The following is a 26,329-nucleotide window of genomic DNA, read 5'->3' as shown; positions in this document are numbered from 1 at the left end:
CATTATGTTTTTAGAATTAACAGAAGATAATCTTCAACAATATTTAACCGATAACCCTAAAGTTATGGTTCAGTATGCTGCATCATGGTGCGGTAACTGCAGAATTATGAAGCCGAAGTTTAAAAAGCTTGCTGCTGAAAATGAAGATGTGGCTTTCCTGATTGTTGACGCCGAGAAACTTCCAAACTCACGCAAATTTGCAAACGTTGATAATTTACCAACCTTCGCAGCTTTTGAAGGTGGTGCCCTGGTTGATCAGGTACAAAGCAACAAAGCGGAAAGTTTAATTGAACTTTTTAACAAAATAAAGTAGATGAAGATTCCGGTTATCAGACAATTATTCCAAAATACTACCCCAGCCCAATTGGAGGCAACTTTAGAGGTTTTGGAAGCTTTCACTGAATTCAGAGGCGTTAGCGATCACGAAATTGACGTTGCAGGCGAAATGATCACCAATATTTGCGGTGCGCTCGAAGTACACCAGATGGTCAGTGACGGAGCTGTTGAAAAAGATGCACTTAATGCTTTCGGACAAAAAGTAATGGGTTCGATCGACAGGTAGTTTTCTCAGGTCAAAACTTAAGTATAAACCCCTTGCAGAGTTAGATTTGTAAGGGGTTTTTACATTTTAATTCATACCGTATTTTCTGTCAGGACACTTAAAATTCCGGCAAAGATGAGTATTGCGGCAGAAAGGTAATGAGTTAGATGAAAATGATCCTTAAAACACTAGTATCACTTTATCTGAGCCTCACTAAGTGTTTTATAATATTGCTCCAGTTCATTTAGCCTGCCGATTTGAGAGGGGCGGGGGTTGATGAAGGTACGTACCTTGCGCACCAGGGCAAAGGCATCCTCATAAGTAAGCCCGGTTTTCAGGAGATATGCAATAGTCATGGTAGGCCCCCTGCCAAGTCCCTGGCGGCAATGGATATAAACTTTTCCACCTGATTTGATCTCCTGATCAGCAAATTCTGCTCCCTTAATCAATATTTCCAGTGTCGGCGGTGTATTATCAACTGTAGGCAAATGCAGGTAACTGAACCCTTCATACTGGGCCTCGCTGTAGATAGAATGTTCGCGCATGTTAATGATTGCAGTGATGCCTAAAGCTTTCATCTTGCGCAGCCCTATCAGTGAATACTGGCTGCCCAAAAACAAATCTGCAGTAATCTGGCTTCTTTTTAAGGTCGGCATTCCCTTGAACGCCCTGTAAATATTGTCGTATATTTTCTGGCCGAATATCACAACCACCATATACAAACTTTTAATTTTCGACATCATAATTAGTGTATCATTGGAACAAGAAGCTGAATGGCAGCAGGTACAACGTTTATTTTGATTTGCCCGGCCTGCACTTCTCTGTCATCACAAATAAAGTTTACCGGACTGTCCATATTGACCACAGCCGTTTTGCATTTCCAGTGTAGCAGTGCATCAGTAGTACTTTGCAGCAAAGTATTCCCTGCTATTTTAAGTATCGAAATGAAATTGCTGTCTTTCATTAAAATCACATCCAGAAAGCCATCGCTGATGCTGATTCCCGGTTGCAGGGAAAACTCTCCGATTCCAATATGCCCCGAGTTGGTAATTGTAAGCGATACGCCCTGTTCAACTATTTCTTCGCCATCAATTTCCAGGCGGTAGGTAACGGGCTCAGCAGCACTGACGGTTTTTAAAGCAGTGAAGCCATAGGCAAGCTGGCCTATACTGTCTTTCAGTTTCCTGTCAGCCGTGATCACCATATCGGCCATAATGCCAATATTCACCCTCAGCAAAAAAGGCTCGTCGTTCATCATGCCCATATCTACAGAGATGATCTGATAGCTCTCGTTTTTCAGGATTTCCAGTGCCTGTGCAGTATCCTGTGGAATCCCTAATTCTTTTGCCATCACATTTGCCGTACCACCCGGTAAAATCGCCATAGGAAGCGCGCTGCCTTTCAGCACAGCAGCAACCTCTGTAACACATCCGTCCCCGCCATAAACAACCACCAGATCGGTATTCCCGATAAGTTCAGCTGCAATCACTCCAGGCCCGCGGTTCTTTTTGGTAATCATAATATCCCATTCCCCGCCAAAGGCGTTCATCGCCTGGTTGATCAGGGATAATACAGGTTCTTGTTTCGCTGCACCTGGGTTGATGATAAAAGTAATGTGTTTAAACGACATATTTCTGAATTTAGGGGCAGGTATAGAACACTGCTTGCGATAGAAAGTTTAGCGGCTGAGGTTATGATTACATTAAATAATCATGCAGTCGCCATAAGTAAATCAGCCATTTGTTAATGAGATGAAGTTGCATCACTATTGTACCTTTTTTAATAGAAATTAATAAAGGAGCTGAAGCTACGGCATTTCATGACATCCCGTTCAGATGATCTTAATGCGACGCCGCAGGCATCTGCAGACGCAGTGTTAACGGTTCATACATGGCTGCAGGGAACACCTTAAAATGAATCCTGTGAATTTAACAGAGAAGTATCACAACTATATTGCACGCATGCGCCGGTAAGCCGGGCAGGGAGATTTTGAAATTTTGCCGTTCTTTGGGTCCTGTGCAATAACAGTTTCTAAAAAGGTGCGGTTGGCATCGCCCCAGCGGTTCATCGCATCTATAAGGGGCATCAGCGACCAGCCGATTTCGGTCAGTGAATACTCCACTTTCGGCGGCAGCTGCGGATAAATTTTTTTTTCCACCATACCATGTTCTTCCAGTTCCTTCAACTGCACGTTGAGCACCCTGCGGGTTGCTTCCGGCAGCAGCCTGGAGATTTCGCTTGGGCGCTTGATATCCATCGAAATCGCATTGAGCAAGGCCGGTTTCCATTTGCCGTTCAGCACCTCTTTGGTGAGGTGCAGGCCGCAATCTATTGTGAGTGGAATTTTCTTTTCGTACATAACAGGTTCTCCCTGATCAAAGATACGCATTGTACTGTATTTCAACGTAGGGATAAATTTATCCCTATGCCATTAGTTTATCCCTTATTGTGCCGCTGCTGCAGATGCCGGAGTTTTGCTAAAAAAAAGCAATGAAAAATACAGCACAACCCCTGTTAGAGGAATACCAGATTGGCGATCTGAAATTAAAAAACCGCGTGGTGATGGCGTCACTTACCCGCGGGCGCGCCACCAATGCAGGACTGGTGCCTACCCCCTTAATGGCAGAATACTATGCGCAGCGCGCATCAGCAGGACTAATATTGAGCGAAGGCACCTGGATGAACGCGCAGTCTATCGGTTTTACCAATGTTCCCGGTATCTATACCAAAGAACAGGTGGAAGGATGGAAGCTGGTTACAAAAGCCGTTCACGACAAGGCGGGGTTGATCTTCTCCCAGTTAGGGCATATCGGCTCTGCCTCACATCCGGATTTCTTTAACGGCGAACTGCCTGTGGGGCCATCAGCCATCAATCCGCAAACCAGGTCATTTACACCGGAAGGATTTAAAGATTCATTAACCCCGCGTGAGCTAAGCATTGCTGATATCAAAAGAACCATAGAGGATTACAGGCAGGCTGCTCAGAATGCCAAAGATGCGGGATTTGACGGTGTTGAGGTACATGCAATAGCCGGTATGCTCATCCCGCAATTCCTGAGTGCGGCTACCAATCAGCGCACAGACGAATACGGCGGCAGTATAGAAAAGCGTGCCCGCATTGTATTTGACATACTGGATGCCATCACAGAGGTATGGGACAGCAGCCGTGTAGCCATCAAATTTATGCCGGTAGCCCTCAGCAGTGTAGGCATCATGACACCAGATGAAGAAACGATACCGACATTTCAGTACATCCTCAAAAAACTAAGTGGTTACAATCTGGCTTTTCTTCATATTGCCGGGCCTGCAGAAGATTTAACCGGTACAGCGGTAGAGGCACTTCAGGATAATTACTTCAGTCATTTCCGCAGGAATTACAGCGGCAGGCTGATGGCTAACCTCGGTTTTACGCAGGAAAGCGGCAATGCCATTCTAAAAGAAGGCACGGCAGACCTCGTATCGTTCGGCGCAGCATTTATTGCCAATCCAGATCTCGCAGAGCGGTTTGAACATCACCTGCCGCTGTCTGAAAGCGACAGGGACACCTACTACGCCGGGGGCGAAAAAGGATACACTGATTACTCCAGAGCGGTATATGCTGATGCGGGGGCACAGGCAGGGGGGACAGGTCAGGAATAATATCGCGACACTGCATGATGTATTGTTAAAACTAAATTAACATAGCAAGCTTACTTTTGTAGCAACCATGCTTATGCACCAACTGTCAGATAACGAATTATTGCTCAGAATAAAAAAAGATGACCATTCATCTTTCGATTTATTGTTTGACCGATATTGGGAGCGTTTGTACAAAGTGGCCTTTGCCCGTGTGGCCGACGACCATGTGGCCCAGGACATTGTTCAGGAGCTTTTTATCAAATTGTGGGAGCGCAGGCACAGCATGGAGATCAGGCTGACGCTTGAAAATTACCTGCTCACAGCGGTCAGGTTCAGTGTCATCAGCCACTTCAGGTCCAGGAATGTAAATGAGGTACGGCTCGATGACGCCCTGCAGCGCGTCAACTTACTGGAATCCTCCATCAATGAGAATGAAGGTTATTTTGAGCTGGAGAAAACACTTGAAGAGGCATTGAGCAAAATGCCCGGCATGCTGCAAAAAGTATATCAGCTGCGCAGCGAAGATATGGGCGTTAAGGAAATCGCCACAGAACTCGGCGTTGCCGAACAAACTGTAAAAAATTATATTTCAGAAGTATTGCGGCGCCTCCGCATCGCCATTGTGGATAAACATCCCGAAAAACAGGTCACCTACCTGGCCATTATCTCTGCCCTCTTCATCAAAACTTAACATAAAGTTTATTCTAAATCAAAGTACCCGGAGACCTTTTCTGCGACATACTGTAGAGAAGCCCCAAAATGGATATTACAAAATTTAGAAAAAAGCTGGAGCGGTATTTAAAAGGTACCACTAATGAAACTGAAAGCGCGGTCATCGAAGCCTGGTATAAATCATACCAGGCTGATGAAGGCCTAACGCTAAATGAAAAGGAAAAAGCAGGGATAAAATCTGCGATCAGCCAGAAAATAAGAGCGGTTACCCGTACCAAAACAAAATTTTACCGCTTAAAATCTTACCAGATCGCCGCAAGCCTGGTGCTCCTGTCGGCTGTTGCATTTGTTTTCCACCGGCTTCAGCAGCATCATGCCGCAGATCACTACCAGACCGTACAAACAAAGGCCGGTCAGGTTAAACAAATCACATTGCAGGACAGCTCGGTCATGTGGATCAACGCCTTGACCAGCGTACGCGTCCCATCTTCATTTAACGGAGATGTCCGTAAGGTTTTCCTCGATGAGGGCGAAGCTTTTTTTGAAGTAAAGCACAACGAAAAAAAGCCTTTTATCGTCAACACTTCCGCACTGACTGTACAGGTACTCGGCACTTCCTTTAATGTCAGCGCTTACAAAACACTCAAACATACCAGCGTTGCTGTAGCCACAGGCAAGGTTACGGTAAGTGACAATCACAAACAACTCGCACTGCTGACACCCGGTCGCCAGCTCATGTTTGATGACAGTGCCAAAACCTACGTACAGGCTACCATCAATATCAGCGAGAGCCACAGCTGGACAGATGGTGATACTTACCTCCGCCAGGCCAGTTTTAATGAGCTGGTGGTAGTCATGAAAAATATTTACGGTATCGACCTCAAAGCAGCAAGTCCGGCAGTAAGCGGTTACCGATTTACGCTGCGCATCAAACGCGGAATACCTGTTGACGACACATTAAAAGTGATCAGTACCATCAGAAACACAAAATACAGAAAGGAGGGCAAGCTGGTTATTCTATATTAAAAGAAACCGGTTCCCGCAGCAACGGTAACCGGTTAAATTGTAGCAAACATAGTTTCGACACAGAGTTTGCAAAGCTTAGCAAAATTTAACACTTACAAAGCCATTCAAAAATATGAATTTTTATACACAGTTATGGAGGCAAATCATGCGCGTCACATTTCTTTTTTTCTCAATATTAATCACCTGTCTGTTATCTGTTCGGGCAACTGATTTAAATGCACAGGGTATGCGTACCCGTGTTACGATCTCTTTTAAACATGAAACGCTTTCATCGGTTGTCAAAAAACTGGAGGATAAAGCCGCCGTCACTTTTGCCTTTGATGAAGCTTATCTCAGGCTGGCCGATAAATATGTGGGCCCCGGTACTTATGAGGGGCAGACCCTGGAGGCCATCCTCTCGGCACTGATGCCTGATCAGGGTATTGGCTTTAAGGAACAGGGAAGTAATATCATCCTTTTCAAACAGGCCAACGGAACAGTAAACGGCCGCGTTACCGATGAAACCGGTGAACCCTTGCCCGGTGCGATTGTACGTGTTAAGGGTACCAGCATTGGCGTATCGGCAGATGCCAATGGTGCTTACAGGATTTCCCTTCCGGAGGGAAGCCAGACACTGATGGTATCCTTTGTGGGGTATGCACCGGTAAATGTAAGCGTCCAGATCATCGGCAACCGTAGCACAGTTTCCAACATCACGCTGCAGAGCGGTTCCACACTGCAGGAAATCAATGTCAGCTATGGCAAGCAGAGAGCCAAAGAGGTTACAGGTTCCATCGTTCAACTGGACGCAAAGCAACTTGAAGATATGCCTGTGGGACAATTTGCGCAGCAGCTGCAGGGTAAAGTTGCCGGTGTGCAGATTGCACAAAGCAGCGGGCAGCCCGGTCGCGGTGTAGAGTTCAGGATCCGGGGGGCAGCCTCATTTTATGCCAGCAACCAGCCCCTGATCATTGTGGATGGGATACCTGTTACCGGAAGTATCAATAATATCAATCCCAATGAAATTGAAAGCTACAGTGTTTTAAAAGATGCTTCGGCAACGGCGCTTTATGGTTCCAGGGCAGCTAATGGTGTGATCCTCATCACCACCAAACATGCAAAACCCGGAGATTCCAAAATTGTGTTCAATGCCGGTTATGGTGTGCAGAAGATCCCGCAGGAGCGCGTTCCAAAAATGATGGATGCCAGGGGATTTGCACAGTATATGAAAGAGAAATTTGAGGACGCGCGGAAGTATGAGCCGGGCTACACAACGGCAACGCCCGCAGAATACCTCAATCCTGAACAATACGGAGAAGGCACCAACTGGTATGATTTGCTCACCCGCGCAGCACCATTCCAAAATTATGATCTTACCGTACAGTCTGCCCGAGAAAATTCAAGTTCTACAGTAATCGTTGGTTACCAGGAACAGGAGGGCGTGCTGATCAACACAGGGACAAAGTTATATACCCTCAGGATCAACCAGGACCTCAGCCTGCTGAATAACCGTCTGAAAATTGGTTTTAACATCGCTCCGAGTTACCGTCTGGATCACAACAACCGCCTGACGACTGATGGCGTAGGTGGTCTGTTTGAACGCATCTTTGAAGCCAGCCCGCTCAAAAGCCCTTACAATCCTGACGGATCATATAACCGCGATACGTACTCTGCCGGTATGGTGGCCTATATCAATCCCCTTGCCCAGTTCAACCTCACGCAGGACGATTATAAAACCACACGTATCCTGGGTAACGCCTACCTGAACTATGAATTTGTAAAAGGTTTGAGCTTAAAAACGAATTTCGCTGTCGATAAAGGCAACGAGAGCAGAAAGTATTACCAGTCGGGCGTGGTTACTTCAACAGTAGGCCAGGCAACTGGCACCGCCGCTACCTTCGATAACGGTTCCTATACCGGCGAAGCCAACCTGGTTTACAGCAAGACCATTGCAACAGATCACAACATCGAAGTACTGGGCGGATATTCCGTGCAGAAATACAGCGGATATAACACCACCTTAACCGGTCTGGGTTTCCCTGATGACAATATACCTTACCTCTCTGCCGCCACCAGCCTTTCGGCCGGAAACAGCACCTATTCTGCATACTCTTTGTTATCCAGCATTGCACGTGTAAACTACAATTTCAAAGGCAGGTACCTGTTGCAGGGGGCCGTCCGCCGCGATGGTTCATCCCGTTTTGGTGATAACCAGAAATACGGAACATTCCCATCGGTTTCTGCCGGATGGGTAGTCAGCGATGAAAGCTTTATGAAAAACATAAAGTCTGTGGATCTCTTCAAGATCAGAGCAAGTTACGGGATTACCGGAAATAACTTTTTCGGTAATTACGAGGCTCAGGCCACTCTCGGTAAGTATTATTATGCCGGCAACGGTACTTCCATATCCGGACAAAGCATCAACAGACTGGAAAATGCCAACCTGCGCTGGGAACGCAATAAACAGTTTGATATCGGCCTTGATTTATCCTTGTTAAAGAACCGTTTGAACTTCACCTATGACTATTACCGGAAGGTATCTGACGGACTGATCATGCAGCGTCCTGTACCAAGGGCTTCGGGTTTTCTCAGTATCGTGGATAATGTAGGCGTTATTGAACTATGGGGACATGAGTTCTCCGTTAACAGTACCAACCTTACCGGTAAACTGGGATGGACAACCAACTTTAATATCTCTTTCGACCGCAATATCATCAAGGAACTGGTTGATCCCGGCTATATCCGCAGGAACAATACTGTCAGCTCTGATTATTTCCGTCAGCAGGAAGGGCACCACCTGGGTGAGTTCTACGGCTTTGTGTTCCAGGGATTATACAAGGATGCGGCCGACCTGGCCAGCTCCGCAAAATATGGAACTGCATCAGACGTAGGGACCATCAAGGTGAAAGATATCAATGGCGATGGTGTGATCGATGATGGGAACGACCGTACGTTTATCGGCGATCCTACACCAACCTTTACCGGGGGACTGACCAACAATTTTACCTATGGCAACTGGGATCTGAACATCCACATGTCCTACTCGGTAGGCGGAGAAATACTTAACGCTGCCAAATGGGCCTATCAAACCAACCTCGACGGATCAAGGCTGATGCTGGCAGCAGCGGCAGACAGGTGGAGATCGCCGGAGAACCCCGGCTCGGGAATCTACCCGCGTACCAAAACCGGTACCACTGCCATGGGCAGGCAGGTGAACTCGCAATGGATAGAAAACGGCTCGTACCTCACGCTCAAGAATGTGTCTCTGGGATACAGGATCAACCTTAAGAACCCACTGGTTAAAAGCCTCAGGGTTTTCGGATCTGTACAGCAGGCGTTCGTGATTACCGGATATTCCGGACTGAACCCGGAGATCAACTTTGCCGGACAGGACCCAACACTGGGTATCGGCGTAGATGAGAATGCCTATCCTGTTCCAAGAACATTCTCTTTCGGACTTTCAGCAACTTTTAAATAGTGGATATGAACAAGCTCAACATGAACAAAATATATAGTATACTGCTGGTGCTGATTGTGACAGCGTCATCATGCAAAAAGGATTTCATTGATCTGAAGCCCGAGGATTCTTATACAGGTGAAACCTTTTTTAAAACAGAAGATCAGTTTAAACAGGCTGTAGTGGCAGCATATGCGCCCCTGAGGGATGTACTGCTGAATGATTATTTCACTTCGGAAATGCATTCTGACAATACCATTTACCAACCTTACCCCAGTAACCGCGGTACGGCCTACCTGTACAGGGAGCAGATCTCAGACTTTACCAACACGCCCACCAATGATTATGCAAATGCAGTCTGGCAGCATTGTTACACGGGAATATCCCGTACAAACATTGTGATAGAACGCCTGGCTGCTGCTGATCTCAGCGATGTGGTAAAAGCACCGATAGACGGAGAAGCGAAATTCCTGAGGGCCTGGTATTATTTTAAACTGGTTAGATTGTATGGCGGACTGCCCTTATTTCTGAAGGAAGTGAAGACTACCGGTGATGCTTTCAAAAACCGGTCTGGCACCGATGAAGTGTATACGCAGATCATTGCCGACGCAAAAGATGCGATCAGCAAACTCAGCGCACCGGCCAAATTCCCGCAGTCCGGAGCGGGCACAAAAGGTGCTGCAACAATGCTGCTGGCAGAAGTGTACGCTACCCAGAAGAAATGGGCAGAAGCCGAAGTATTACTGAATACTCTACCTGCAATGGGTTATGCATTGAACGCCAATTATGCCGATGCCTTTTCCCCGACCAATAAAAACAGTAAGGAGTCGATATTTGAAGTGCAATACCTGCCGGGCAATGAACTGGGAACTACACCCAATCCTTTAACCTTTCATTTCCTGCCCCGCAGCTCCAATACTTCTATCGTTCTGGGCATAAACATTAATAACAGCTCTACTGGCGGCTGGAATACCCCGAGTGCCGACCTGATCAGCAGCTATGAACCAAACGACAAGCGTCTTGATGCCTCGATCGGTATTGTAGAAGGCGCCTATAATGCCAGTGACCTGTTTGTCTATTCTGCCAATAAAAGCATTCTCAATTATACCCCTGCGGCAGGAAAAACCGGGGTGCCCTACATCAAAAAGTATGTACACGCACCGCTGATCGTCACCACCGGTTCCGGAGATAATTTCCCGATCTACCGCTATGCAGATGCCCTGCTGCTACTGGCCGAAGTACAGAATGAACAGGGAAAATCGCCCCTTACCGCATTGAATACCGTGCGCAGCAGGGCAGGTTTGGCACCTGCTCCCGCTAACAGTGCAGTCGCGCTCAGGGATATCATTGCCCATGAACGACGGGTTGAACTGGCCTTTGAAAACCACCGCTGGAATGATCTGGTACGCAGCGGCAAAGCGATAGAAACCGTGAATGCTTTTGGCGCAAAGTTAAAAACGCAGGTAAATTATCTTTCATCGGATGCTTACATGCTTACCCAAAACAAATTGTTATTCCCGATACCGCAATACGAGGTAGAGCTTAACCCCGGCGGTATGATCCAAAACCCACTATAATCATTATGAAAAATACAACAAAACTATGGTCAGCTGCATTGAGCTGCAGCTTATGTTTGGGGGCGCTCAATTCTGGTGCTGCATCCCACAACCTGAACATGCCCTGTCTCGTTATTGATACCCCCGCAACAGGCCGGCCGGCGGTAGTTAAAGAGGGAGAATTTTCTATCGCGGTTATACCTGACACGCAATATTACCTTGCCCAGGCCCAGCTGGGCGGTACCTTCGATATGTTCAAAGCACAAATCGAATGGATCAGGAAAAACCAGGTTAAAGAAAATATTGCCTATGTAGCCCATATGGGCGATATCACAGAACACGGTGATAACCCCGTAACGCAGGCTGCGGAATGGTACCTTGCAAAAACTGCCCTCTACGGACTTGAATCGCCGGTAAGCATTCCATATGGTCTTACCGTAGGTAATCACGACCAGTTTCCTTCGCAATATCCGGTTACAGGAACTACTATCGGATTTAACAAATATTTCGGTGTAAAACACTTTGAGGGTAGGCCATATTATGGCGGGCATTATGGCGAAAATAATGACAGTCACTATGACAAATTCACTGCGGGCGGTATCGATTTTATCACATTGTTCCTTGAGTTTGATGCACATAATGAAGATCAGGCCAATGTTTTCACCTGGGCAAACCGGATATTGAAAGAGAATGCCCTGCGCAAAGCGATCGTAATCAGTCATTCCATTCTCTTTTATAATCCTGTAAAGGGAAGCAATACGCCGCAGGCTCCGTTCAATGCCGAAGGCAAAGCGATTTATGAAGCGCTGAAAGCAAATGCAAACCTCTTTATGATGCTTTGCGGCCACGTGGGTGCAAATGGCGAAGGCTACCGAAGCGACGTTTATAACGGTCACACCGTTCAAACCTTTCTGAACGACTACCAGAGCAGGCCTAATGGCGGCAACGGATTAATGCGCCTGTATAAATTTTCCGTTAAAAAGAACCAGCTCAGTGTACAGACATTTTCGCCCTATGCCAAACTAAAGGAAACCGATGCAGACAGCCAGTTTACAGTTCCCTTGTTTGACAATGCACAGTCAGCTAATCAATAAGCTTAATATCAATTACATGAGAAAATTATTTACAGGCATCTGCTTATGCCTGCTCTTCACAGCAAATGCACATGCTCAGAAAAAACATGTGGTATTGATCAGTATAGACGGCTTGCGCCCTGAGTTTTATCTCGACCCGTCATGGGGAATGGTAAATCTGCGCGAGGCGATGAAATCCGGGGCCTATGCAGAGGGTGTCCGGGGCAGCTTTCCTACAGTTACCTATCCTTCGCATACCACCATCATCAGCGGTGTATTACCGGCCAAACATGGTATTTATTACAATGTCCCGGTAGAGCCTCTCGGTATCACGGGCAAATGGTTCTGGTACTATAAGGATATCAAAGTCCCAACTTTGTGGACAGCGGCAAAGGATGCCGGGCTCAGTACCGCAGGTGTAAGCTGGCCTGTAACGGTGGGCGCGCCCATTGATTATAACCTGCCGGAATATGTGATCCTGCCAAAAAACAAGGAAGAGAAGAAAGATGAGATCAAAGCGCTATATCAGGAATCCAATCCCAAGTCGCTGTTCCAGGAAGTGCAGGACAATGCCATTGGTAAACTTGGCGAATATGGCGCTGCACTGGACGACAATACGAACGACCAGAACAAAACAAGGATGGCTGCCTATATCCTGCAAAAGTACAAACCAGGATTTTTAGCGATACATATCGGGCTTACCGACCATAACCAGCATGAGGAAGGCCGCGAGGGATTCAAAGTACGCTGGGCAGTCACAGGTGTGGATGTAGCCCTGAAAACCCTTTTTGATGCGGTGGACAAGGCCGGCCTTAAGGACAGCACAACTTTTATTATTACGGGTGACCACGGCTTTGTAGATATCCATACACAATTTAACCCTAACGTGTTGTTATCTGATCTGGGCCTTTACAAAGATGCCGACAAAGCCAGCTGGAAAGCCTATTTTCAGGCCAGCGGCGGGTCGGCCTTTTTGCACCTGCGAGAGCCCAGTGACAGCGAAACGCTTCAAAAGATAACCAAAGCGCTGGATCAGCTGCCGCAAGGGGTAAAAAAACTGTACCATGTTTTAGATAAACAACAGATTGCTGCTGCACAGGGCGATCCAAATGCTGCGTTGGCACTGGCCGCTTACCAGGGCATCAGCTTTGGTGCAACAGCAAAAGGAGCGCTGTTAACTGCTGCAAAGGGTGGTACCCATGGCTATCTGCCTACCGATTTTAAAGAGATCCAAACCGGGTTTGTAACCTTTGGCAGAGGCATCAAAAAAGGTGTTGTTTTACCGTTGATCGGTCAGGAAGATATTGCCCCGCTGATTGCCAAACTGCTGAACCTACAGCTGAACGGTGCAGATGGAGTGCTGTATCCCGGATTACTCACAGCGAAATAACTGATTATTATTCAATAAGAATGGCAAACCCTTTTGACCAGGGTTTGCCGTTGTATTACATTAACTTTAGGGGATTACTGCTCATGAACGGAAGCTGCATAAAACCGAAAAGCTGTTGGGCACATAATACTGGTTCAACAGATGAGCTTATAACCTATACTTCTCAGATTCATGATCTGAATACCCGGTTCGTCTTTCAGCAGTTTTCTCAAATGCGTCATAAACACATCCATGCTTCTGGTATTGTAGTAGTTGTCATCTCCCCAGATCTTGATCAGCGCTTCCTGCCGTTCAAGTACGTCGTTTTTTCGAAGGATCATCATCTCCAGCAGGGCCGATTCTTTAAAGGAAAGGGAATGGTCACCGGTGGAGGTGGTTAAAATCTGCTGGACGGTATCAAGCTGACAATTCCCGAAGTCGTAGATTTTACTGCTTTCCGTTGCAGAACTGATAGTTTCCCTGCCAAAACGGTGCAGCAGCGCTTCCATTCGTACCAGCAGTTCTTCCATGCTAAAGGGCTTTTTTAGGTAATCGTTACCACCGGATTTAAAGCCCTTCACCACATCTTCGGTGAGCACTTTTGCACTTAAAAAGATGATGGGCAGGTCTGCCTGAACTTCTTTGAGTTCCTTCGCCAGGGTGTAGCCATCTTTGGAGGGCAGCATGATGTCCAGGATGCAGATATCCGGTATAAAAGAACGGTACGCATCCATCACCAGGTTCCCGTCTGCAACAACCTGTACCGTATAACCACTGCTCTTCAGGCCGTCGCTCACAATGTGCGACAAAAAGGGCTCGTCTTCTACATATAATACTTTTAAACTCATGATGCTGCGGGTAAAGTAATGATAAAGTTGGTTCCATGGCCGGGCTCACTTTTAATCCTGATTGTCCCGTCGTGTTTTTCTATGGTCTGTTTCACATAGTGCAGGCCCAGTCCTGATCCTTTGATGTCGTGTGTGCTTCCCTTCACCGGGATCCTGTAAAATCTTTCAAAGATGTTTTTTTGATATATCTTATCAATGCCCGGCCCGTTATCTTTAAAATTCAGCGTTATATGACCGGCATCTTCTTTGCAGTTAATTTCCAGTATCAGGTTTGTACCTGAGTACTTAATTGCATTGTCTATCAGGTTATAAAATACATTCGTTAAATGTACCGGGTCGCCATATACAAAACATGGTTCATCTGAAGTGTTAAACCTGATGCTGGCATGGCTGTTTAACAATTGCAGCTGCATGGATGCAATAACTTGCTGCAGCCCCGATTGCAGGTCGTACAGTTCCAGTTTAAGCGGTTGCTGTACTTCGTCCCCATTGCTGATATTCAACACCTTTTCTACCATCAGGTCTAGTCTGCGGAGTTCATGCTGACTAATATCGAGGTAGTTCAGCAAAGTCTCAGGATTGTTGATCAGGTTATATTTTTTGATAGATTCCAGCGCTACCGACACCGTTGCTATCGGCGTTTTAAATTCATGGGTCATGTTACTGGTAAAGTCTGCCTTTGCATCAGCATATAATTGCTGGTTTCGCAGCAGTCTTAATATAAAATAAAATGCAGTGCAGGTAAGCAGTACCATTAAGATCGAAGAAGCCAGGTAATAGCGCATGCGGTACCATACCACGTCATTGATTTCCGGCATGGTCAGCTGGTACCGGTAGAGGCTCTGTATATTATACTGGTATTTACTGGTTGTATATTTGGGTTTGAAATTCTTAGGCTTATTGGTTTCAAAAACCTTTATGGAGTCGGTATAAGCATAAATGTTGTAATATATTTCTGAGGAATAGCCCATCGCTCTGAGGCCAGCTGCTACTTTATTTTTCATATCAATTCTCGACAGGCTGTCATTTGCAACCAGCTGTGCTTCAGTGAGCCCCGTATTGGTGTTAATTGGCCTTCGTATTTTTCTCCTTACCGGAGTATTTTGCAAACTCAATTTCATGCCCACAACGGTACTGTCATCTTCAATGGTAATACTGTAGCTTGCGCTGATCCCGGCAATCTTCATATTTTCAAAAGCGTAGCGTAGCTGTTCCCACTGAGGAGATAAAAAGAGCTGCTTAATTTGCCTGCGGTTGCCCGGAGTTTTAAAGGAGTTAATGCTGTTATAGATGTTCGTTTGGGCGGTCATGCTTACCAGGTGCTCTATATCCTGTTTCAATTGCTTTTGCTGTGCAAAAAATAGTTGCTGCAGCCACACTACCTGCAGACCGGTGCTCAACAGCAGCGAGAGTATGATCAGTACATAGGTATATTTTGCTTTGAACCATTTCATAGTGTGAAGTTCCTCATAATTTTCTCTGCTACAATCCTGTCAAGATACGATTTAACTCTATTTAACTCAACTTAACTCCCGTTAAGGAAGCAAAAGTGGAGGTTTGTGTTATGATTTATTTAACAATCGACATCAAATAAATAACCAGATGAAAACGCTATTTTATTTTTTAATACTGCTACTTCCATTCCAGCTATCAGCACAACAAAAGTTAAACGGAATTGTCAATGACGAAAAAGGTAAGCCGCTGGATGCAGCTACCGTAACACTGTCACAAAATGGACAGGTAGTGAACAGCCAGCTGGCCGATATGGGCAAATTCACATTCAGCAATTTAAATCAATCCACTTATCAGCTTTCGGTATCCCTTATTGGCTACAAACCCTTGCTGCGTAGTTTCAATTTACCAAAAGATAGCTTAAAGCTAATACTGCTCAGCGATAGCAAAGAGTTGAAGGAGGTGGCGATTACCTTTAAGAAACCCACGATCGAACGCAAGATAGACCGCATTGTATTCAATGTAGAGAACAGCATTATGGCCAGCGGAGGTTCGGCCTGGGAAGCTTTAACCAAGGCTCCGGGTGTACAAACTTCAAACGACGGGGTGATCAAAACGAACAATAAAGGCGCCACAGTGTATATGGATGGAAAACCTGTTCGCTTGTCGGGTGATGACCTCTCGGCATACCTGCAAAGTATCCCCTCCGACAATATTTCTAAAATAGAAGTGATGCCAAACCCATCTTCCAAATATGAAGCTCAGGGTGGTGCGGTTATCAATATCGTATCAAAAAAAAGTAAGGCAGACGGATTTAATGCCAGTTTAAGTGGTGGCTATACGCGGGGAGAATTGAACAGGTATACCGGAAACGGGACTTTTAACTACCGCAAGAATAAGCTCAACGTTTTTGGGAGTTACGGCTATAGCGACAGGGATATTAAACGTCACCTGGATACTTATACCATTTTCCAAAGCCCTGGTTCATATGCCTATTGGGATGGTAGCAGGGCCAGTGTCAGCAAAAGCAAAGTGAGCAATTATACAGCAGGGGCAGACTATAACCTTACAGACAATCAGGTGATTGGTGTTCTCGTTACCGGCAATAACTCGGCAACCAGCGGTTATAGCAATGGCAGGACCAATATTTATAATAACTACGCTTCAAGCCCTGATTCAGTGCTGCGCACCACAGCTAACAGTAAAGGCGATGGCAGCCAGTATAGTTTCAACCTGAATTATAAGGTAAAATTGGACACCAATGGAAAAAGCCTGAACATAGATGTGGATTATGCCCCCTTTACAAAAAACAATACCCAAAACCTGAACAACCTGACCTACCTGCCGGATGGAAGTATATCTTCTGCGCTCTATCAGGTTTCCTATCCATCAACACAGAAGATCAATATCTGGTCAGGCAAAGTAGATTATGAATACCGTTTAGGCAAAACATGGTCAATGGAATCCGGTGCAAAGTACAGCAGCACAGTGAGTGAAAACTTATTCGATTTTTATAACACAGCGGCTGGCACTCCCGTTCTGGATCTCTTACGAAGCGACAGGTTTCACTACACAGAAAATACTGCGGCTGGTTATACGAGTATCTCAGGTTCAATCAATGAATGGACCTACAAGGGGGGATTACGTGCCGAGTACACCACAACCAAAGGGATTTCAGCTTCTCTTGATTCCATCAATACAAACAAGTATTTACGTGTGTTTCCTACAGTATTTGTAAGCTATAAAGCTTCAGAAAACAACGAATTTGGGTTTGCCTATTCAAAAAGGGTAGAGCGTCCTGACTACAGGCAGCTCAATCCCGCAAAAAGTTATTCAAGCCCATATAACTATCAAAGCGGTAATCCCTTCTTAAAACCTTCAATTATCAATGACCTGCGTTTAACCTATACCCTGCACCAGAATTATACTTTTGCAGCAGTATATACCCAGATAAATGATCTGGCCAGCAATGTAACCGTTCAGGATAATATCAATAAAACATTTTTTGATACCCAGCAGAATATAGGCAGCATCAAAGATGCAGGCATTGAACTTTCTTCTGTGCATCATCCGGCCTCCTGGTGGGAAATCAATAACATTGCACAGGGTTATCGAAGGACACAAAGTTCAGATCAGCCGGGGAATACCTATAACTACAAGCAATACTATTGTTATCTGAGAACTGATCATGCTTTTACCATCGATAAAAACAGCGGATGGAAAGCAGAGCTGGGCGCCTGGTACACCAGTGCGGTACAGCAGGGAACACTCAAGGTTAACAGAACTTACGATCTGAGCACGGGTGTCAGTAAACCCTTACTGAACAAACAGGCAACACTAAGATTTAGCGCCAGTGATATTCTCAATGGTAATCCTTACCGTATTCTGATCAATAATAACGGGCAGAACAATGGTATTTATCAAAAGAATGATACGCGCACATTTACCGTAAGCTTTTCCTATAAACTGGGCAGCAGCGTAGCTGCGGCTCGTAAACGGACTACCGCGAGTGAAGAGGAGCGGAAGAGAGCCAATTAACTCAAGTTATATGAAAAGAGAGTTGCATTTTCATGCAACTCTCTTTTCATATAAAACCACCGCTACCTATCCCAACAGTAACTTTGATTACTCATCGTCCCATCATTTCTGAATTGATAAAACAACTTGCAGCTTAATATTGGGATGCACCACCATCGATGAACATGTCAACCTGCTACATAAGAAGAATCATCAGATGCCAGGAATAAAGCTGCTTTAGCCATTTTTTCTGGTTTACCAAAACGACCAAGTGGAATTGTAGTTGTGATCTGATCTATACTTCCTGTGATACAACATCAAATACAGCTGTATCTTCCAGTTTTCCTGAATCTGCCTGCACTCTAGTAACATTGTATCCAATTTCTTCCACGGCTTTTGTCCAGTTCGGATTGACGACGCCCCGTTTTTAAATACATAAGCACCTTCAGCAACAAATAATTTGCTGTTTCCAGAGCCATTCCGCTCGAGGCTCCTGTAATAACAGCTACTTTATTTTCTAATTTTTCATCGTTTTGTTATCGAATAATATGTCATTGATTTTTTACTGTTTGGTATTACAATATATCCAGATCAGGTACTGCATATAAGATTATGATTTTCAAATATCTAATGATATTTTAGTAGCCAGGAAATCAAAATACTTATGAAAAACATCTCCCTGTCAAAACTTTCATTCCTGTCAGTATTTGCGCTGCTCAGCGTTGTCCCCTTTACAGGCAACTCCCAGTTCAGGGTAGTGGGCTATTTAAGAACGGGCAATGACATGGTCAAAAACACCAGGCAAATCAACCTCGGTCAGATTACACATCTCAATATCGCTTTTATCAATCCTGAGACAGACGGTACGTTTACTGCCCAGCCACAACTGGATACCGTGGTGCAACTTGCGCATCAGCACGGGGTCAAAGTAATGTTGGCATGTGGTGGTGGCAGCAGACATGTTTCCCTGGATACGCTGCTGGATGCTGCGCACCGGGTAATGGTGGTACAGAACTTCATAGCCTTCGTTGAAAAATATCAGCTGGACGGTGTCGATGTAGATATTGAAAATGATGACATCAATACCAATTATGAGCCTTTTGTAATCCTGCTGGCAGAACAACTTCATCAGAAAGCTAAGCTCATCAGCACTGCGCTTTCTTACACCACCCGGGATAAAATTACAGAAACCTCTCTAAAGGCTTACGATTTTGTTAACCTGATGGCCTACGACCTCAAAGCACCATGGAAACCCGATGATCCGGGACAACATTCCCCTTATTCGATGGCGGTTCAACAAATAAAGTACTGGAAGGGGGAGCGCGGCCTTCCCAAACAAAAGATTAATATAGGCGTGCCCTTCTATGGATATGGTTTTGGTCCATCCGGGGTCCCTGATATGACGTTCAAAGAAATCGTTGACAAATATCCCGGAAGTGAGTCAAAAGACGAAACACTGATGGCTGACGGAGGAACAATGTATTACAACGGAATTAAAACGATCAGGGCCAAAACTAAACTGGCGCTGAAGGAAACCGGCGGCATAATGATCTGGCAACTGGGAGGCGATGCGCAGGGCAGGCACTCCCTGCTTAATCAGATCAATGAGGAGATTAAATCATCCAGGGGCAAACGTCAGTAATAAGCGTTGCCTGGCTTATAATTCTTTTTTCAGCGCTTTCTTCAGCTGGCTCAAAAATTCAGCTACGCTTTTAGCAGTTCCTGATGAGGGCTGCTTAATGGCGCATCCAAGTTTAACGAAGCTGTTAAGGTCTTCCATCTGCCAGATCGCTGCGCCGCTCATGCCGGGATAGTCTTTCTTAAAGCCCCGCAGTTGTTTGCTGATTTCGGCTACAGATTTACTTCCTTTATGGGTATCACAGGTACTGAAAGATCCACGCACCATAAATATCGGATAGATCGGTTGTGCTGGTTTTAGCCCCTGTACCCAGTCTTTGATCTCGTTGCGTACGCCACCATCATAACATTGCAAATACAGCGCATCCACTAGGTTATTATCTGAGGCCTCAAGGATTTCAGTCCAGTAATTATTTCTTTTAAAGGGGCACAGCGTCATGTGCATATTCAGATCCGCCGCAATTTTGCCCATCGCAATGATCGAAGGACTGTGGTATACAGACTCATCGTCGATGCAAATGGCATCGGCGCCCAGCACCTCTTTCAATACTTTTATGATATTGTACAAAGTGCTCTCTTTGCCGGTACCGGTTACGATACCAGGTACTGCCTTTGCAGGGTCATACCAGTCGCGGATAAAATCGAAAGTGTTTGGTGGCTGACCATACCAGCGGCCTTCCAGCAGGATCTCGATACGGCTGATCGAAGATTTTGTCTTCAGGTCTTTTACTCTTTTTACATAACCGGCATCTCCAACCCATTTGCCCTGATGTATGATAGGCTGATGCGAATCACCGGAGTACAGATCGCCGTCAGCATGGATATAAAAGCTGGATAACAGGATTGTATTAAAGCCGCTGCGTTTCAGCAAATGATATGTAGTATCATTGCCGGGATATAACCCCCTGCCGAACATTGCGAGGTTTTTAGCAGGCAAAGCTGCAGCAGGTGCATAAGGTTGTTGTGCAAAAGAAAAAAGGGAAAAGGCAGCTAAAAAAATAACCGAAAGAAAAGTTCTCATATAATGTACACGAATTTGAAGGCCAGATTAAACAGAATTGTAAATAGTTTTTAAGGTTGAGGGATAAACTCTTCGGGACTGTATTCCATGATATCAGCAGGCTGACAGTCAAGTGCTTTACAGATTGCTTCAAGTGTGCTGAACCTGATCGCTTTACCTTTTCCCTGTTTTAGAATCGATAGATTGGACAATGTTATTCCGGTATTTTGTGATAAGCTATTGAGGGACATGCCACGTTTCACCATAATGATGTTAAGATTAATTACTATAGGCATATTATATTGTCAATTTATTCTCCTCCTCCAACAAAATACCCACTTTAAAAGTTTGGGCCGTCAGCAGGAGCACGATACCACATGTAAATGTAACCATATTCAGCTGGTATTTCAGCTCAAGCGACCTTATATGATAATGAGAGTATAAGAATTCGTTGATGATGTACGAATAGAGAAAATTTCCAATTGTGTATGCTATCAGGATTATGGCTATTTTTTGAACTCTGAGTAGGTTATTTAATTGAAATATGCTCCCTTTATTAAGATTTTTAAATACCTCTTTCACCTGATAAGTGATGAAGATTACTACTAAAAAAGATCATGCCGTAACCACATATCTACTGAACTAAGAAACTACCAGCCCAGGCGGGCTAATTCATATTCGGTCCGAGAGCAATGAGTAAAACTATTGCTCCAGCTACAGCCGCAGCAGCGAGTATGCCGGTTCCAACTATTACATAATGCAAAGGTGTGCGACGGCCTCTATTGTGTTTATATGCTGCTTTCCGGTATGTCTTCACATAAAGAGAATCATTCAAAAGTGTTTGGTTTTTCTGATTTTGTCCCACCGGGTTAAAATAGTTGGAAGTAGCCGGTAACGCACGCCTGTATTTTTTCCATACGGCATCATCCAGCCGGAATTTTTTTGCATCATTCCGGGCCGCCCTGATGATACTGTCACGGCGTGCCGGTTGGCAGAGTGCAGTAAGCTGCAAAAAGAAGAGCAATACTGACAGCTGAATTATTCTTACAACAGGAAGCACAATATAATTTATAACCAAATATTTTTTCCCTAGTGAAGTTATCAAATCATACTGGCAAATTATAATATAATAGCAATATTTCAGTTCGCCGATAATCCGGGGTAATGAAGGATTTGAATTTTAGTTATTAAAAGTTTTTATTTGAATAACTCAAAAGTTTGTATCTTGGAAAGTAAACTTGTTTATATGAGATCAACAATTATTACCGCTGTTATCATTGGCCTTTCTGCAATTATCGCTTTTGCCCTGATTGGCAACGCCTATAAGTACCGTTCTAAAACAATGGAAACAATTGTAGTTACCGGGCTTGCAGAGAAAGATTTTAATAGCGACCTGATTGTATGGAATGGCTCATACTCCCGTAAATCCTTCGATCTCAAAGAAGCTTACAGCACATTGAAAGCCGATGAAAACGCGATCCGCAGTTACCTGCTTAAAAAAGGACTTAACGCCGGTAATATGGTGTTTTCGTCGGTAGTGATCAATAAAGAGTTCAGTCAGCAAACAAATGCAAACGGACAGTACCTGTCTCAGCAATTCACAGGTTACAATTTAACACAATCGGTGAAAATAGAATCCAATGAAGTAGAGAAAGTTGATAAAATCTCCCGTGAAGCTGCTGAGCTCATACAAAGCGGGATCGAATTCAACTCTTCTGCACCAATGTTTTACAACACAAAACTGAGCCAGGTAAAAATGGAACTGCTGGGCAAGGCAAGTGCCGATGCACGTTCGCGCGCCGAAACGATTGCAAAGAATGCAGGCAGCTCATTAGGTGAACTGAAAAAGGCTACAATGGGTATTTTTCAGATCACAGGTAAAAACAGCAATGAAGACTACAGTTATGGCGGTGCATTTAACACTTCCAATAAATACAAGACCGGATCGATTACCATAAAAATGGAATTCAGTGCGGATTAACGATTGATAACATATATGAAAGCAATAGGATTTAAACAGTCATTGAACATCACGGAACAGGATAGCTTTGTATCATTTGAAACCGATGTTCCCCAGCCTTCGGGAAGGGATATATTAGTTAAAGTAAAGGCCATAAGTGTGAACCCCGTAGATTATAAAATCAGGCAAGGCAGTGCAAAAGATGTAACACTCGATCAGCCCAAAATCATTGGCTGGGATGCCGCCGGAACAGTGGAAGCGGTGGGGGAAGAAGTATCTGCTTTCAAAATCGGCGACGAAGTTTACTACGCCGGCGACCTTAAAAGAAGCGGCTGCAATGCTGAATATCAGCTCGTAGATGAAAGAATAGTTGGTAAAAAACCATCTTCATTATCGTATGAAGCAGCTGCAGCCATGCCTCTGACAACGCTGACGGCCTGGGAAATGCTATTTGAACGTTTTGCAATAACCGGTAAGGATAAGGGCAAATCTATCCTGATCATTGGCGGGGCAGGCGGTGTTGGCTCCATTGCCACACAGCTGGCAAAAAATGTGGCAGGCTTAGTTGTAATCAGTACAGCATCACGTCCAGAAACTGCCGACTGGTGCAGATCACAGGGCGCAGACCATGTAGTAAATCATAAAGATCTGATCAATGAAGTGCGCAATGCGGGATTCCAGTATGTGGACTTTATTATGGATTGTGTTAACCTCAACTTTTATTGGGACGCATTTGCAGAGCTCATCAAACCCCAGGGCAAAATTGGTTCCATCAGTGATCCCAAACAACCCGTAAACCTGGTTCAGCTGAAATCTAAAAGCGTAAGCTTCCACTGGGAACTGATGTTTACGCGGTCTTCCTTCCAGACAGAAGATATGGTTTCGCAATCTAATATTTTGAATAGTGCGGCTGAATTATTTGATCAGCAGAGCTTAAAAAGCACGCTGAACAATACATTGCAGGGCTTTAGTGTGGCTAACTTAAAGGAAGCACACCAGTTGTTGGAAAGCGGTAAAGCTATCGGTAAGACTGTGATCATGTTTTAGTCATACTCTACCGTCTCCGTCAGTATAATATCGTCAGCAGATTTGCCAATCATCACTTTAAAACTTCCCGGTTCTGTTACACGTTTCATCTGCCTGTTCCAGATCCGGATGTCTTCTTCAGTGAGCCTGAATTTCAGGGTTTTCTCTTCTCCTGCTGCCAGTTCAACCTTATTAAAATCACGGAGCGATTTTACGGGCGTACTTACAGAGTTTACTTTTCCGCCAAGGTACAGCTGCACCACTTCTTTCCCTTTCATATTCCCTGTATTCTTTATTTTGCAGGATACTTCAAGCTGCCCCCCTTTTCCAAAACGTTTTGCGGATAACATCAGGTCAGAGTAAGCAAAATCGGTATACGTTAATCCATAGCCAAATGGAAAAAGGGGGGCGGTGGACGAGTATACATAATCGCGGCCCGGTTTGTCGGGCGTCCCCGGCTCCCTGTTATTCCCTTTAGAGGAGTTCACATAGTTGTAAAAAACAGGGATGTGCCCCGATGATTGCGGGATACTCATGTTCAACCGTCCCGAAGGGTTCACCTTTCCAAAGATCACGTCCGCCAGGGCATCTCCACCTTTTTCTCCGGGGTACCAGCCTTCAATGATCGCAGGAATGTTTTCCTTTTCCCAGGCAATGCTCCATGGCCTTCCCTGGATCAGCACCAGGATCACTGGCTTTCCTGTTTTATAGATCGCCTGCAGCAGTTCCCGCTGTACGCCCTGCGGATCAATATCAGTCACATCATATCCTTCACCACAGGTAAAAGGATCCGTTGGCTCATCTTTTCCTGCTTTGCCGTTCCAGCCTATGCCCTGAAATACGACACTCGTTGTGCCTAATACTACTACAGCAACATCACTTTTTTGCGCTTCCGCTACCGCTTTCGCAATGCCGGAGCGGTCGTGACCCGAGAGCTCGCATCCCTGTGCATAATTCACCATTATACCGGAACCAACAGACTGCCTGATACCCTGCAAAACCGTTGTTCCCGAACGGTTGTCACGGGTGTAGCTGTAATCTCCGTATTGCACTTTGTTGGCATTGGGGCCGATCACTGCAATCGATTTAATCTTTTTAGCATCAAGGGGCAGCAAATGGTCCTGATTTTTTAGCAGCACTATAGATTCTTCTGCAATGCTTCGGGACAGGGCCACGCTGCTGGCAGTATGGAGCTTAGTTTTGATACCTGCAGAATCAGGAAGCTTCTTTTCAAATAGGCCGGCTTTAAATTTGGCTGTCAGGATCCTTGATACCGCAGAATCTATTTGTTTCACATTGATCGTCCCCTCATGCACCATCTTTGCAAGGTCTTTGTAAACGTCTGGCCGCGATGCCTCCACGTCAACTCCCGCCTGTAATCCCAGCACCGCTGCTTCATGCGGGCCTTTTGCCACCTGGTGGAAATTATACAGCTGGCCTAGCCCGCCGTAGTCTGAGATTACGTATCCCTTAAATTTCCATTCCCTGCGCAACACCTGATCGAGCAGGAAGGTACTGCTATGTGCAGGTATCCCGTCAATTTCATTGTAAGATGGCATCAGCGAATATATATTTCCTTTCCGGACGATCTCTTCAAACGGCGCGAGGAACATTGTTCGTAATTCCCTTTCCCCGATCGGGGTAGGCGCCAGATTCACACCGCCAAGGCTGTAACTGTAGCCCGCAAAATGTTTTGCTGTTGCCATAATTTTGTTGGTACCAATGCCAAGTTTGGATTGCTCCGGCATTCCCTGCAGCCCGGTAACAAATGCATAGCCCAGTTTACCTACGAGATAAGGATCTTCGGCAAAGCATTCTTCAACCCTGCCGTAGCGCGGATCGCGGATCAGGTCAAACAGGGGCGACAAGGCCTGGTCTATGCCCATAGCTGTTGCTTCTGCTGCAATCACACAACCCATCTCGTAAATCAGCTGCGGGTTCCAGGTAGATCCCTGACCAATTGTCTGCGGAAAAATCGTTGATCCCGCTGCCAGAACGCCATGCAGGCCTTCGCCAATCTGAATAGGAGGGATGCCCAGACGGGTGTTTTCAAAAGCATGTTTTTTGGCTTCAGCAGATTGTGCGGCGATATCCCCTGCAATGATGAAAGGGCTTTCCACAACACCAAAACCTACTTTGCTTTTCAGAGATCCTTCGAGTGAAGACATGTTCATCTGCCCAACTTTTTCTTCCATTGTCATCCGGGCCATCAGGTCTTTAACCCTTGCCGTTACCGGTGCTCTCTGGTCTTTGTATGTCTGGCTAAAGCCCTCTGTGCCGGTGATACCGATAAAAGCTGCAAGCAGTATATAGTTTCTAATCATTATCATTTGGTAAATTCTTTCCCGGGGGATAGCCAAATGTAAGATTTTTGGTAATGATGTTGCTATAGGGATAAATATATAAACTTCAATGAGGGCTGGTATGGATTGATAAATGGCAAAAGGCTGAGAAGCCCAGAAATCCTAACTTACCGGTAGCACTTCCTGCATGCTCTCCGGCCCATCTTAATCGCTTCCGATTTACTAATTTTAATTACCTGATGCGTGCAGTTGGCCAAGCCACCACATTCGTGGCTATGATAAACTTTCGCATTT

24 protein-coding genes are annotated in these 26,329 nt (G+C 45.3%); 13 read left to right on the top strand and 11 right to left on the bottom strand.

All coding sequences use genetic code 11. The annotated features are described in order from the left end of the window. Positions 1-4: 4 nt before the first annotated feature. Together FN831_RS00665 and FN831_RS00660 are read left to right on the top strand one after the other, a co-directional pair. Complete coding sequence (locus FN831_RS00665; protein WP_142526271.1) at positions 5-313, top strand: thioredoxin family protein; 309 nt, start codon at positions 5-7, stop codon at positions 311-313. Next, positions 314-562: a DUF6952 family protein gene (locus tag FN831_RS00660; RefSeq protein ID WP_142526270.1), complete on the top strand. Its 249-nt coding sequence runs from the start codon at positions 314-316 to the stop codon at positions 560-562. A 173-nt stretch (positions 563-735) separates the two neighbouring features. On the opposite strand, the gene FN831_RS00655 is transcribed toward FN831_RS00660, so the two are convergent. The 3 genes from FN831_RS00655 to FN831_RS00645 form a co-directional block, all read right to left on the bottom strand. Further along, complete coding sequence (locus tag FN831_RS00655; RefSeq protein WP_142526269.1) at positions 736-1,284, bottom strand: protein-tyrosine phosphatase family protein; 549 nt, start codon at positions 1,282-1,284, stop codon at positions 736-738. 2 nt (positions 1,285-1,286) lie between these two features. Next, positions 1,287-2,171: a diacylglycerol/lipid kinase family protein gene (locus tag FN831_RS00650; protein ID WP_142526268.1), complete on the bottom strand. Its 885-nt coding sequence runs from the start codon at positions 2,169-2,171 to the stop codon at positions 1,287-1,289. Between the two features lie 318 nt (positions 2,172-2,489). Further along, positions 2,490-2,945 carry a winged helix-turn-helix transcriptional regulator gene (locus FN831_RS00645; protein ID WP_246101258.1) on the bottom strand — a complete coding sequence of 152 codons (456 nt, stop codon included), beginning with the start codon at positions 2,943-2,945 and terminating at the stop codon, positions 2,490-2,492. An 86-nt stretch (positions 2,946-3,031) separates the two neighbouring features. Here FN831_RS00645 and FN831_RS00640 point away from each other — a divergent pair, with 86 nt between their 5' ends. From FN831_RS00640 to FN831_RS00610, 7 genes are all read left to right on the top strand, one after another. Next, positions 3,032-4,180, top strand: coding sequence for an alkene reductase (locus FN831_RS00640; RefSeq protein ID WP_142526267.1), 1,149 nt, complete (start codon positions 3,032-3,034; stop codon positions 4,178-4,180). 67 nt (positions 4,181-4,247) lie between these two features. Continuing rightward, positions 4,248-4,850 (top strand): RNA polymerase sigma factor, encoded by a 603-nt coding sequence (locus FN831_RS00635; RefSeq protein WP_142526266.1) that lies wholly within the window; start codon positions 4,248-4,250, stop codon positions 4,848-4,850. Positions 4,851-4,918: 68 nt separating this feature from the next. Continuing rightward, positions 4,919-5,857 carry a FecR family protein gene (locus tag FN831_RS00630; RefSeq protein WP_142526265.1) on the top strand — a complete coding sequence of 313 codons (939 nt, stop codon included), beginning with the start codon at positions 4,919-4,921 and terminating at the stop codon, positions 5,855-5,857. A gap of 226 nt (positions 5,858-6,083) precedes the next feature. Beyond that, positions 6,084-9,314 carry a SusC/RagA family TonB-linked outer membrane protein gene (locus FN831_RS00625; RefSeq protein ID WP_246101256.1) on the top strand — a complete coding sequence of 1,077 codons (3,231 nt, stop codon included), beginning with the start codon at positions 6,084-6,086 and terminating at the stop codon, positions 9,312-9,314. A 5-nt stretch (positions 9,315-9,319) separates the two neighbouring features. Further along, positions 9,320-10,870, top strand: a complete 1,551-nt coding sequence (locus FN831_RS00620) for a RagB/SusD family nutrient uptake outer membrane protein (RefSeq protein ID WP_246101254.1) — start codon at positions 9,320-9,322, stop codon at positions 10,868-10,870. Between the two features lie 5 nt (positions 10,871-10,875). Next, entirely contained in the window at positions 10,876-11,943 is a 1,068-nt protein-coding gene (locus tag FN831_RS00615) for a metallophosphoesterase (RefSeq protein WP_142526264.1), read from the top strand. A 16-nt stretch (positions 11,944-11,959) separates the two neighbouring features. Continuing rightward, a complete protein-coding gene (locus FN831_RS00610; RefSeq protein ID WP_142526263.1) occupies positions 11,960-13,312 on the top strand; it encodes an alkaline phosphatase family protein in 1,353 nt (450 codons plus the stop codon). 134 nt (positions 13,313-13,446) lie between these two features. On the opposite strand, the gene FN831_RS00605 is transcribed toward FN831_RS00610, so the two are convergent. Next, the gene (locus FN831_RS00605; protein ID WP_142526262.1) at positions 13,447-14,139 is read right to left on the bottom strand and encodes a response regulator transcription factor; all 693 of its coding nucleotides are present in this window, start codon (positions 14,137-14,139) and stop codon (positions 13,447-13,449) included. Then, entirely contained in the window at positions 14,136-15,593 is a 1,458-nt protein-coding gene (locus FN831_RS00600; protein ID WP_142526261.1) for a sensor histidine kinase, read from the bottom strand. The genes FN831_RS00605 and FN831_RS00600 overlap by 4 nt, the downstream gene beginning before the upstream one ends. Before the next feature lie 148 nt (positions 15,594-15,741). Here FN831_RS00600 and FN831_RS00595 point away from each other — a divergent pair, with 148 nt between their 5' ends. After that, positions 15,742-18,129, top strand: a complete 2,388-nt coding sequence (locus tag FN831_RS00595; protein ID WP_142526260.1) for an outer membrane beta-barrel family protein — start codon at positions 15,742-15,744, stop codon at positions 18,127-18,129. 167 nt (positions 18,130-18,296) lie between these two features. Here FN831_RS00595 and FN831_RS28365 read toward each other — a convergent pair whose 3' ends face one another. Next, a complete protein-coding gene (locus FN831_RS28365) occupies positions 18,297-18,398 on the bottom strand; it encodes an SDR family oxidoreductase (RefSeq protein ID WP_394348268.1) in 102 nt (33 codons plus the stop codon). 374 nt (positions 18,399-18,772) lie between these two features. On the opposite strand from FN831_RS28365, the gene FN831_RS00585 reads away from it, so the two are divergent. After that, the gene (locus tag FN831_RS00585; RefSeq protein ID WP_142526259.1) at positions 18,773-19,750 is read left to right on the top strand and encodes a glycosyl hydrolase family 18 protein; all 978 of its coding nucleotides are present in this window, start codon (positions 18,773-18,775) and stop codon (positions 19,748-19,750) included. Between the two features lie 15 nt (positions 19,751-19,765). On the opposite strand, the gene FN831_RS00580 is transcribed toward FN831_RS00585, so the two are convergent. From FN831_RS00580 to FN831_RS00565, 4 genes are all read right to left on the bottom strand, one after another. Beyond that, positions 19,766-20,767: a hypothetical protein gene (locus FN831_RS00580; protein ID WP_142526258.1), complete on the bottom strand. Its 1,002-nt coding sequence runs from the start codon at positions 20,765-20,767 to the stop codon at positions 19,766-19,768. Between the two features lie 50 nt (positions 20,768-20,817). Next, positions 20,818-21,042: a helix-turn-helix domain-containing protein gene (locus FN831_RS00575; protein WP_142526257.1), complete on the bottom strand. Its 225-nt coding sequence runs from the start codon at positions 21,040-21,042 to the stop codon at positions 20,818-20,820. Position 21,043: 1 nt separating this feature from the next. Next, positions 21,044-21,346, bottom strand: coding sequence for a DUF2975 domain-containing protein (locus FN831_RS28360; protein WP_142526676.1), 303 nt, complete (start codon positions 21,344-21,346; stop codon positions 21,044-21,046). Positions 21,347-21,413: 67 nt separating this feature from the next. Beyond that, positions 21,414-21,824: a hypothetical protein gene (locus tag FN831_RS00565; protein WP_142526256.1), complete on the bottom strand. Its 411-nt coding sequence runs from the start codon at positions 21,822-21,824 to the stop codon at positions 21,414-21,416. A gap of 168 nt (positions 21,825-21,992) precedes the next feature. Here FN831_RS00565 and FN831_RS00560 point away from each other — a divergent pair, with 168 nt between their 5' ends. Together FN831_RS00560 and FN831_RS00555 are read left to right on the top strand one after the other, a co-directional pair. After that, on the top strand, positions 21,993-22,727 hold the full coding sequence (locus tag FN831_RS00560; RefSeq protein WP_142526255.1) for an SIMPL domain-containing protein: 735 nt from the start codon (positions 21,993-21,995) through the stop codon (positions 22,725-22,727). A gap of 15 nt (positions 22,728-22,742) precedes the next feature. Continuing rightward, on the top strand, positions 22,743-23,753 hold the full coding sequence (locus tag FN831_RS00555) for a zinc-binding alcohol dehydrogenase family protein (RefSeq protein WP_142526254.1): 1,011 nt from the start codon (positions 22,743-22,745) through the stop codon (positions 23,751-23,753). Here FN831_RS00555 and FN831_RS00550 read toward each other — a convergent pair. Continuing rightward, complete coding sequence (locus FN831_RS00550) at positions 23,750-26,056, bottom strand: glycoside hydrolase family 3 N-terminal domain-containing protein (protein ID WP_185960338.1); 2,307 nt, start codon at positions 26,054-26,056, stop codon at positions 23,750-23,752. The two genes, FN831_RS00555 and FN831_RS00550, sit on opposite strands and share 4 nt — an antisense overlap. Positions 26,057-26,329: the final 273 nt, after the last annotated feature.

Origin of the sequence: Pedobacter westerhofensis, assembly GCF_900182595.1 — a bacterium.
GTDB lineage: Bacteria > Bacteroidota > Bacteroidia > Sphingobacteriales > Sphingobacteriaceae > Pedobacter > Pedobacter westerhofensis.
The sequence above is the reverse complement of the archived record's forward strand: the minus strand, read 5'-3'. Positions and strand labels throughout refer to the sequence as shown.

Excerpts from the sequence above, each read along its gene's own strand:
- FN831_RS00665 (WP_142526271.1), top strand. The coding sequence starts at position 5 with ATGTTTTTAGAATTAACAGAAGATAATCTTCAACAATATTTAACCGAT.
- FN831_RS00660 (WP_142526270.1), top strand. The coding sequence starts at position 314 with ATGAAGATTCCGGTTATCAGACAATTATTCCAAAATACTACCCCAGCC.
- FN831_RS00655 (WP_142526269.1), bottom strand. The coding sequence starts at position 1,284 with ATGATGTCGAAAATTAAAAGTTTGTATATGGTGGTTGTGATATTCGGC.
- FN831_RS00650 (WP_142526268.1), bottom strand. The coding sequence starts at position 2,171 with ATGTCGTTTAAACACATTACTTTTATCATCAACCCAGGTGCAGCGAAA.
- FN831_RS00640 (WP_142526267.1), top strand. The coding sequence starts at position 3,032 with ATGAAAAATACAGCACAACCCCTGTTAGAGGAATACCAGATTGGCGAT.
- FN831_RS00635 (WP_142526266.1), top strand. The coding sequence starts at position 4,248 with ATGCTTATGCACCAACTGTCAGATAACGAATTATTGCTCAGAATAAAA.
- FN831_RS00630 (WP_142526265.1), top strand. The coding sequence starts at position 4,919 with ATGGATATTACAAAATTTAGAAAAAAGCTGGAGCGGTATTTAAAAGGT.
- FN831_RS00625 (WP_246101256.1), top strand. The coding sequence starts at position 6,084 with ATGCGTACCCGTGTTACGATCTCTTTTAAACATGAAACGCTTTCATCG.
- FN831_RS00620 (WP_246101254.1), top strand. The coding sequence starts at position 9,320 with ATGAACAAGCTCAACATGAACAAAATATATAGTATACTGCTGGTGCTG.
- FN831_RS00615 (WP_142526264.1), top strand. The coding sequence starts at position 10,876 with ATGAAAAATACAACAAAACTATGGTCAGCTGCATTGAGCTGCAGCTTA.
- FN831_RS00610 (WP_142526263.1), top strand. The coding sequence starts at position 11,960 with ATGAGAAAATTATTTACAGGCATCTGCTTATGCCTGCTCTTCACAGCA.
- FN831_RS00605 (WP_142526262.1), bottom strand. The coding sequence starts at position 14,139 with ATGAGTTTAAAAGTATTATATGTAGAAGACGAGCCCTTTTTGTCGCAC.
- FN831_RS00600 (WP_142526261.1), bottom strand. The coding sequence starts at position 15,593 with ATGAAATGGTTCAAAGCAAAATATACCTATGTACTGATCATACTCTCG.
- FN831_RS00595 (WP_142526260.1), top strand. The coding sequence starts at position 15,742 with ATGAAAACGCTATTTTATTTTTTAATACTGCTACTTCCATTCCAGCTA.
- FN831_RS00585 (WP_142526259.1), top strand. The coding sequence starts at position 18,773 with ATGAAAAACATCTCCCTGTCAAAACTTTCATTCCTGTCAGTATTTGCG.
- FN831_RS00580 (WP_142526258.1), bottom strand. The coding sequence starts at position 20,767 with ATGAGAACTTTTCTTTCGGTTATTTTTTTAGCTGCCTTTTCCCTTTTT.
- FN831_RS00575 (WP_142526257.1), bottom strand. The coding sequence starts at position 21,042 with ATGCCTATAGTAATTAATCTTAACATCATTATGGTGAAACGTGGCATG.
- FN831_RS00560 (WP_142526255.1), top strand. The coding sequence starts at position 21,993 with ATGAGATCAACAATTATTACCGCTGTTATCATTGGCCTTTCTGCAATT.
- FN831_RS00555 (WP_142526254.1), top strand. The coding sequence starts at position 22,743 with ATGAAAGCAATAGGATTTAAACAGTCATTGAACATCACGGAACAGGAT.
- FN831_RS00550 (WP_185960338.1), bottom strand. The coding sequence starts at position 26,056 with ATGATTAGAAACTATATACTGCTTGCAGCTTTTATCGGTATCACCGGC.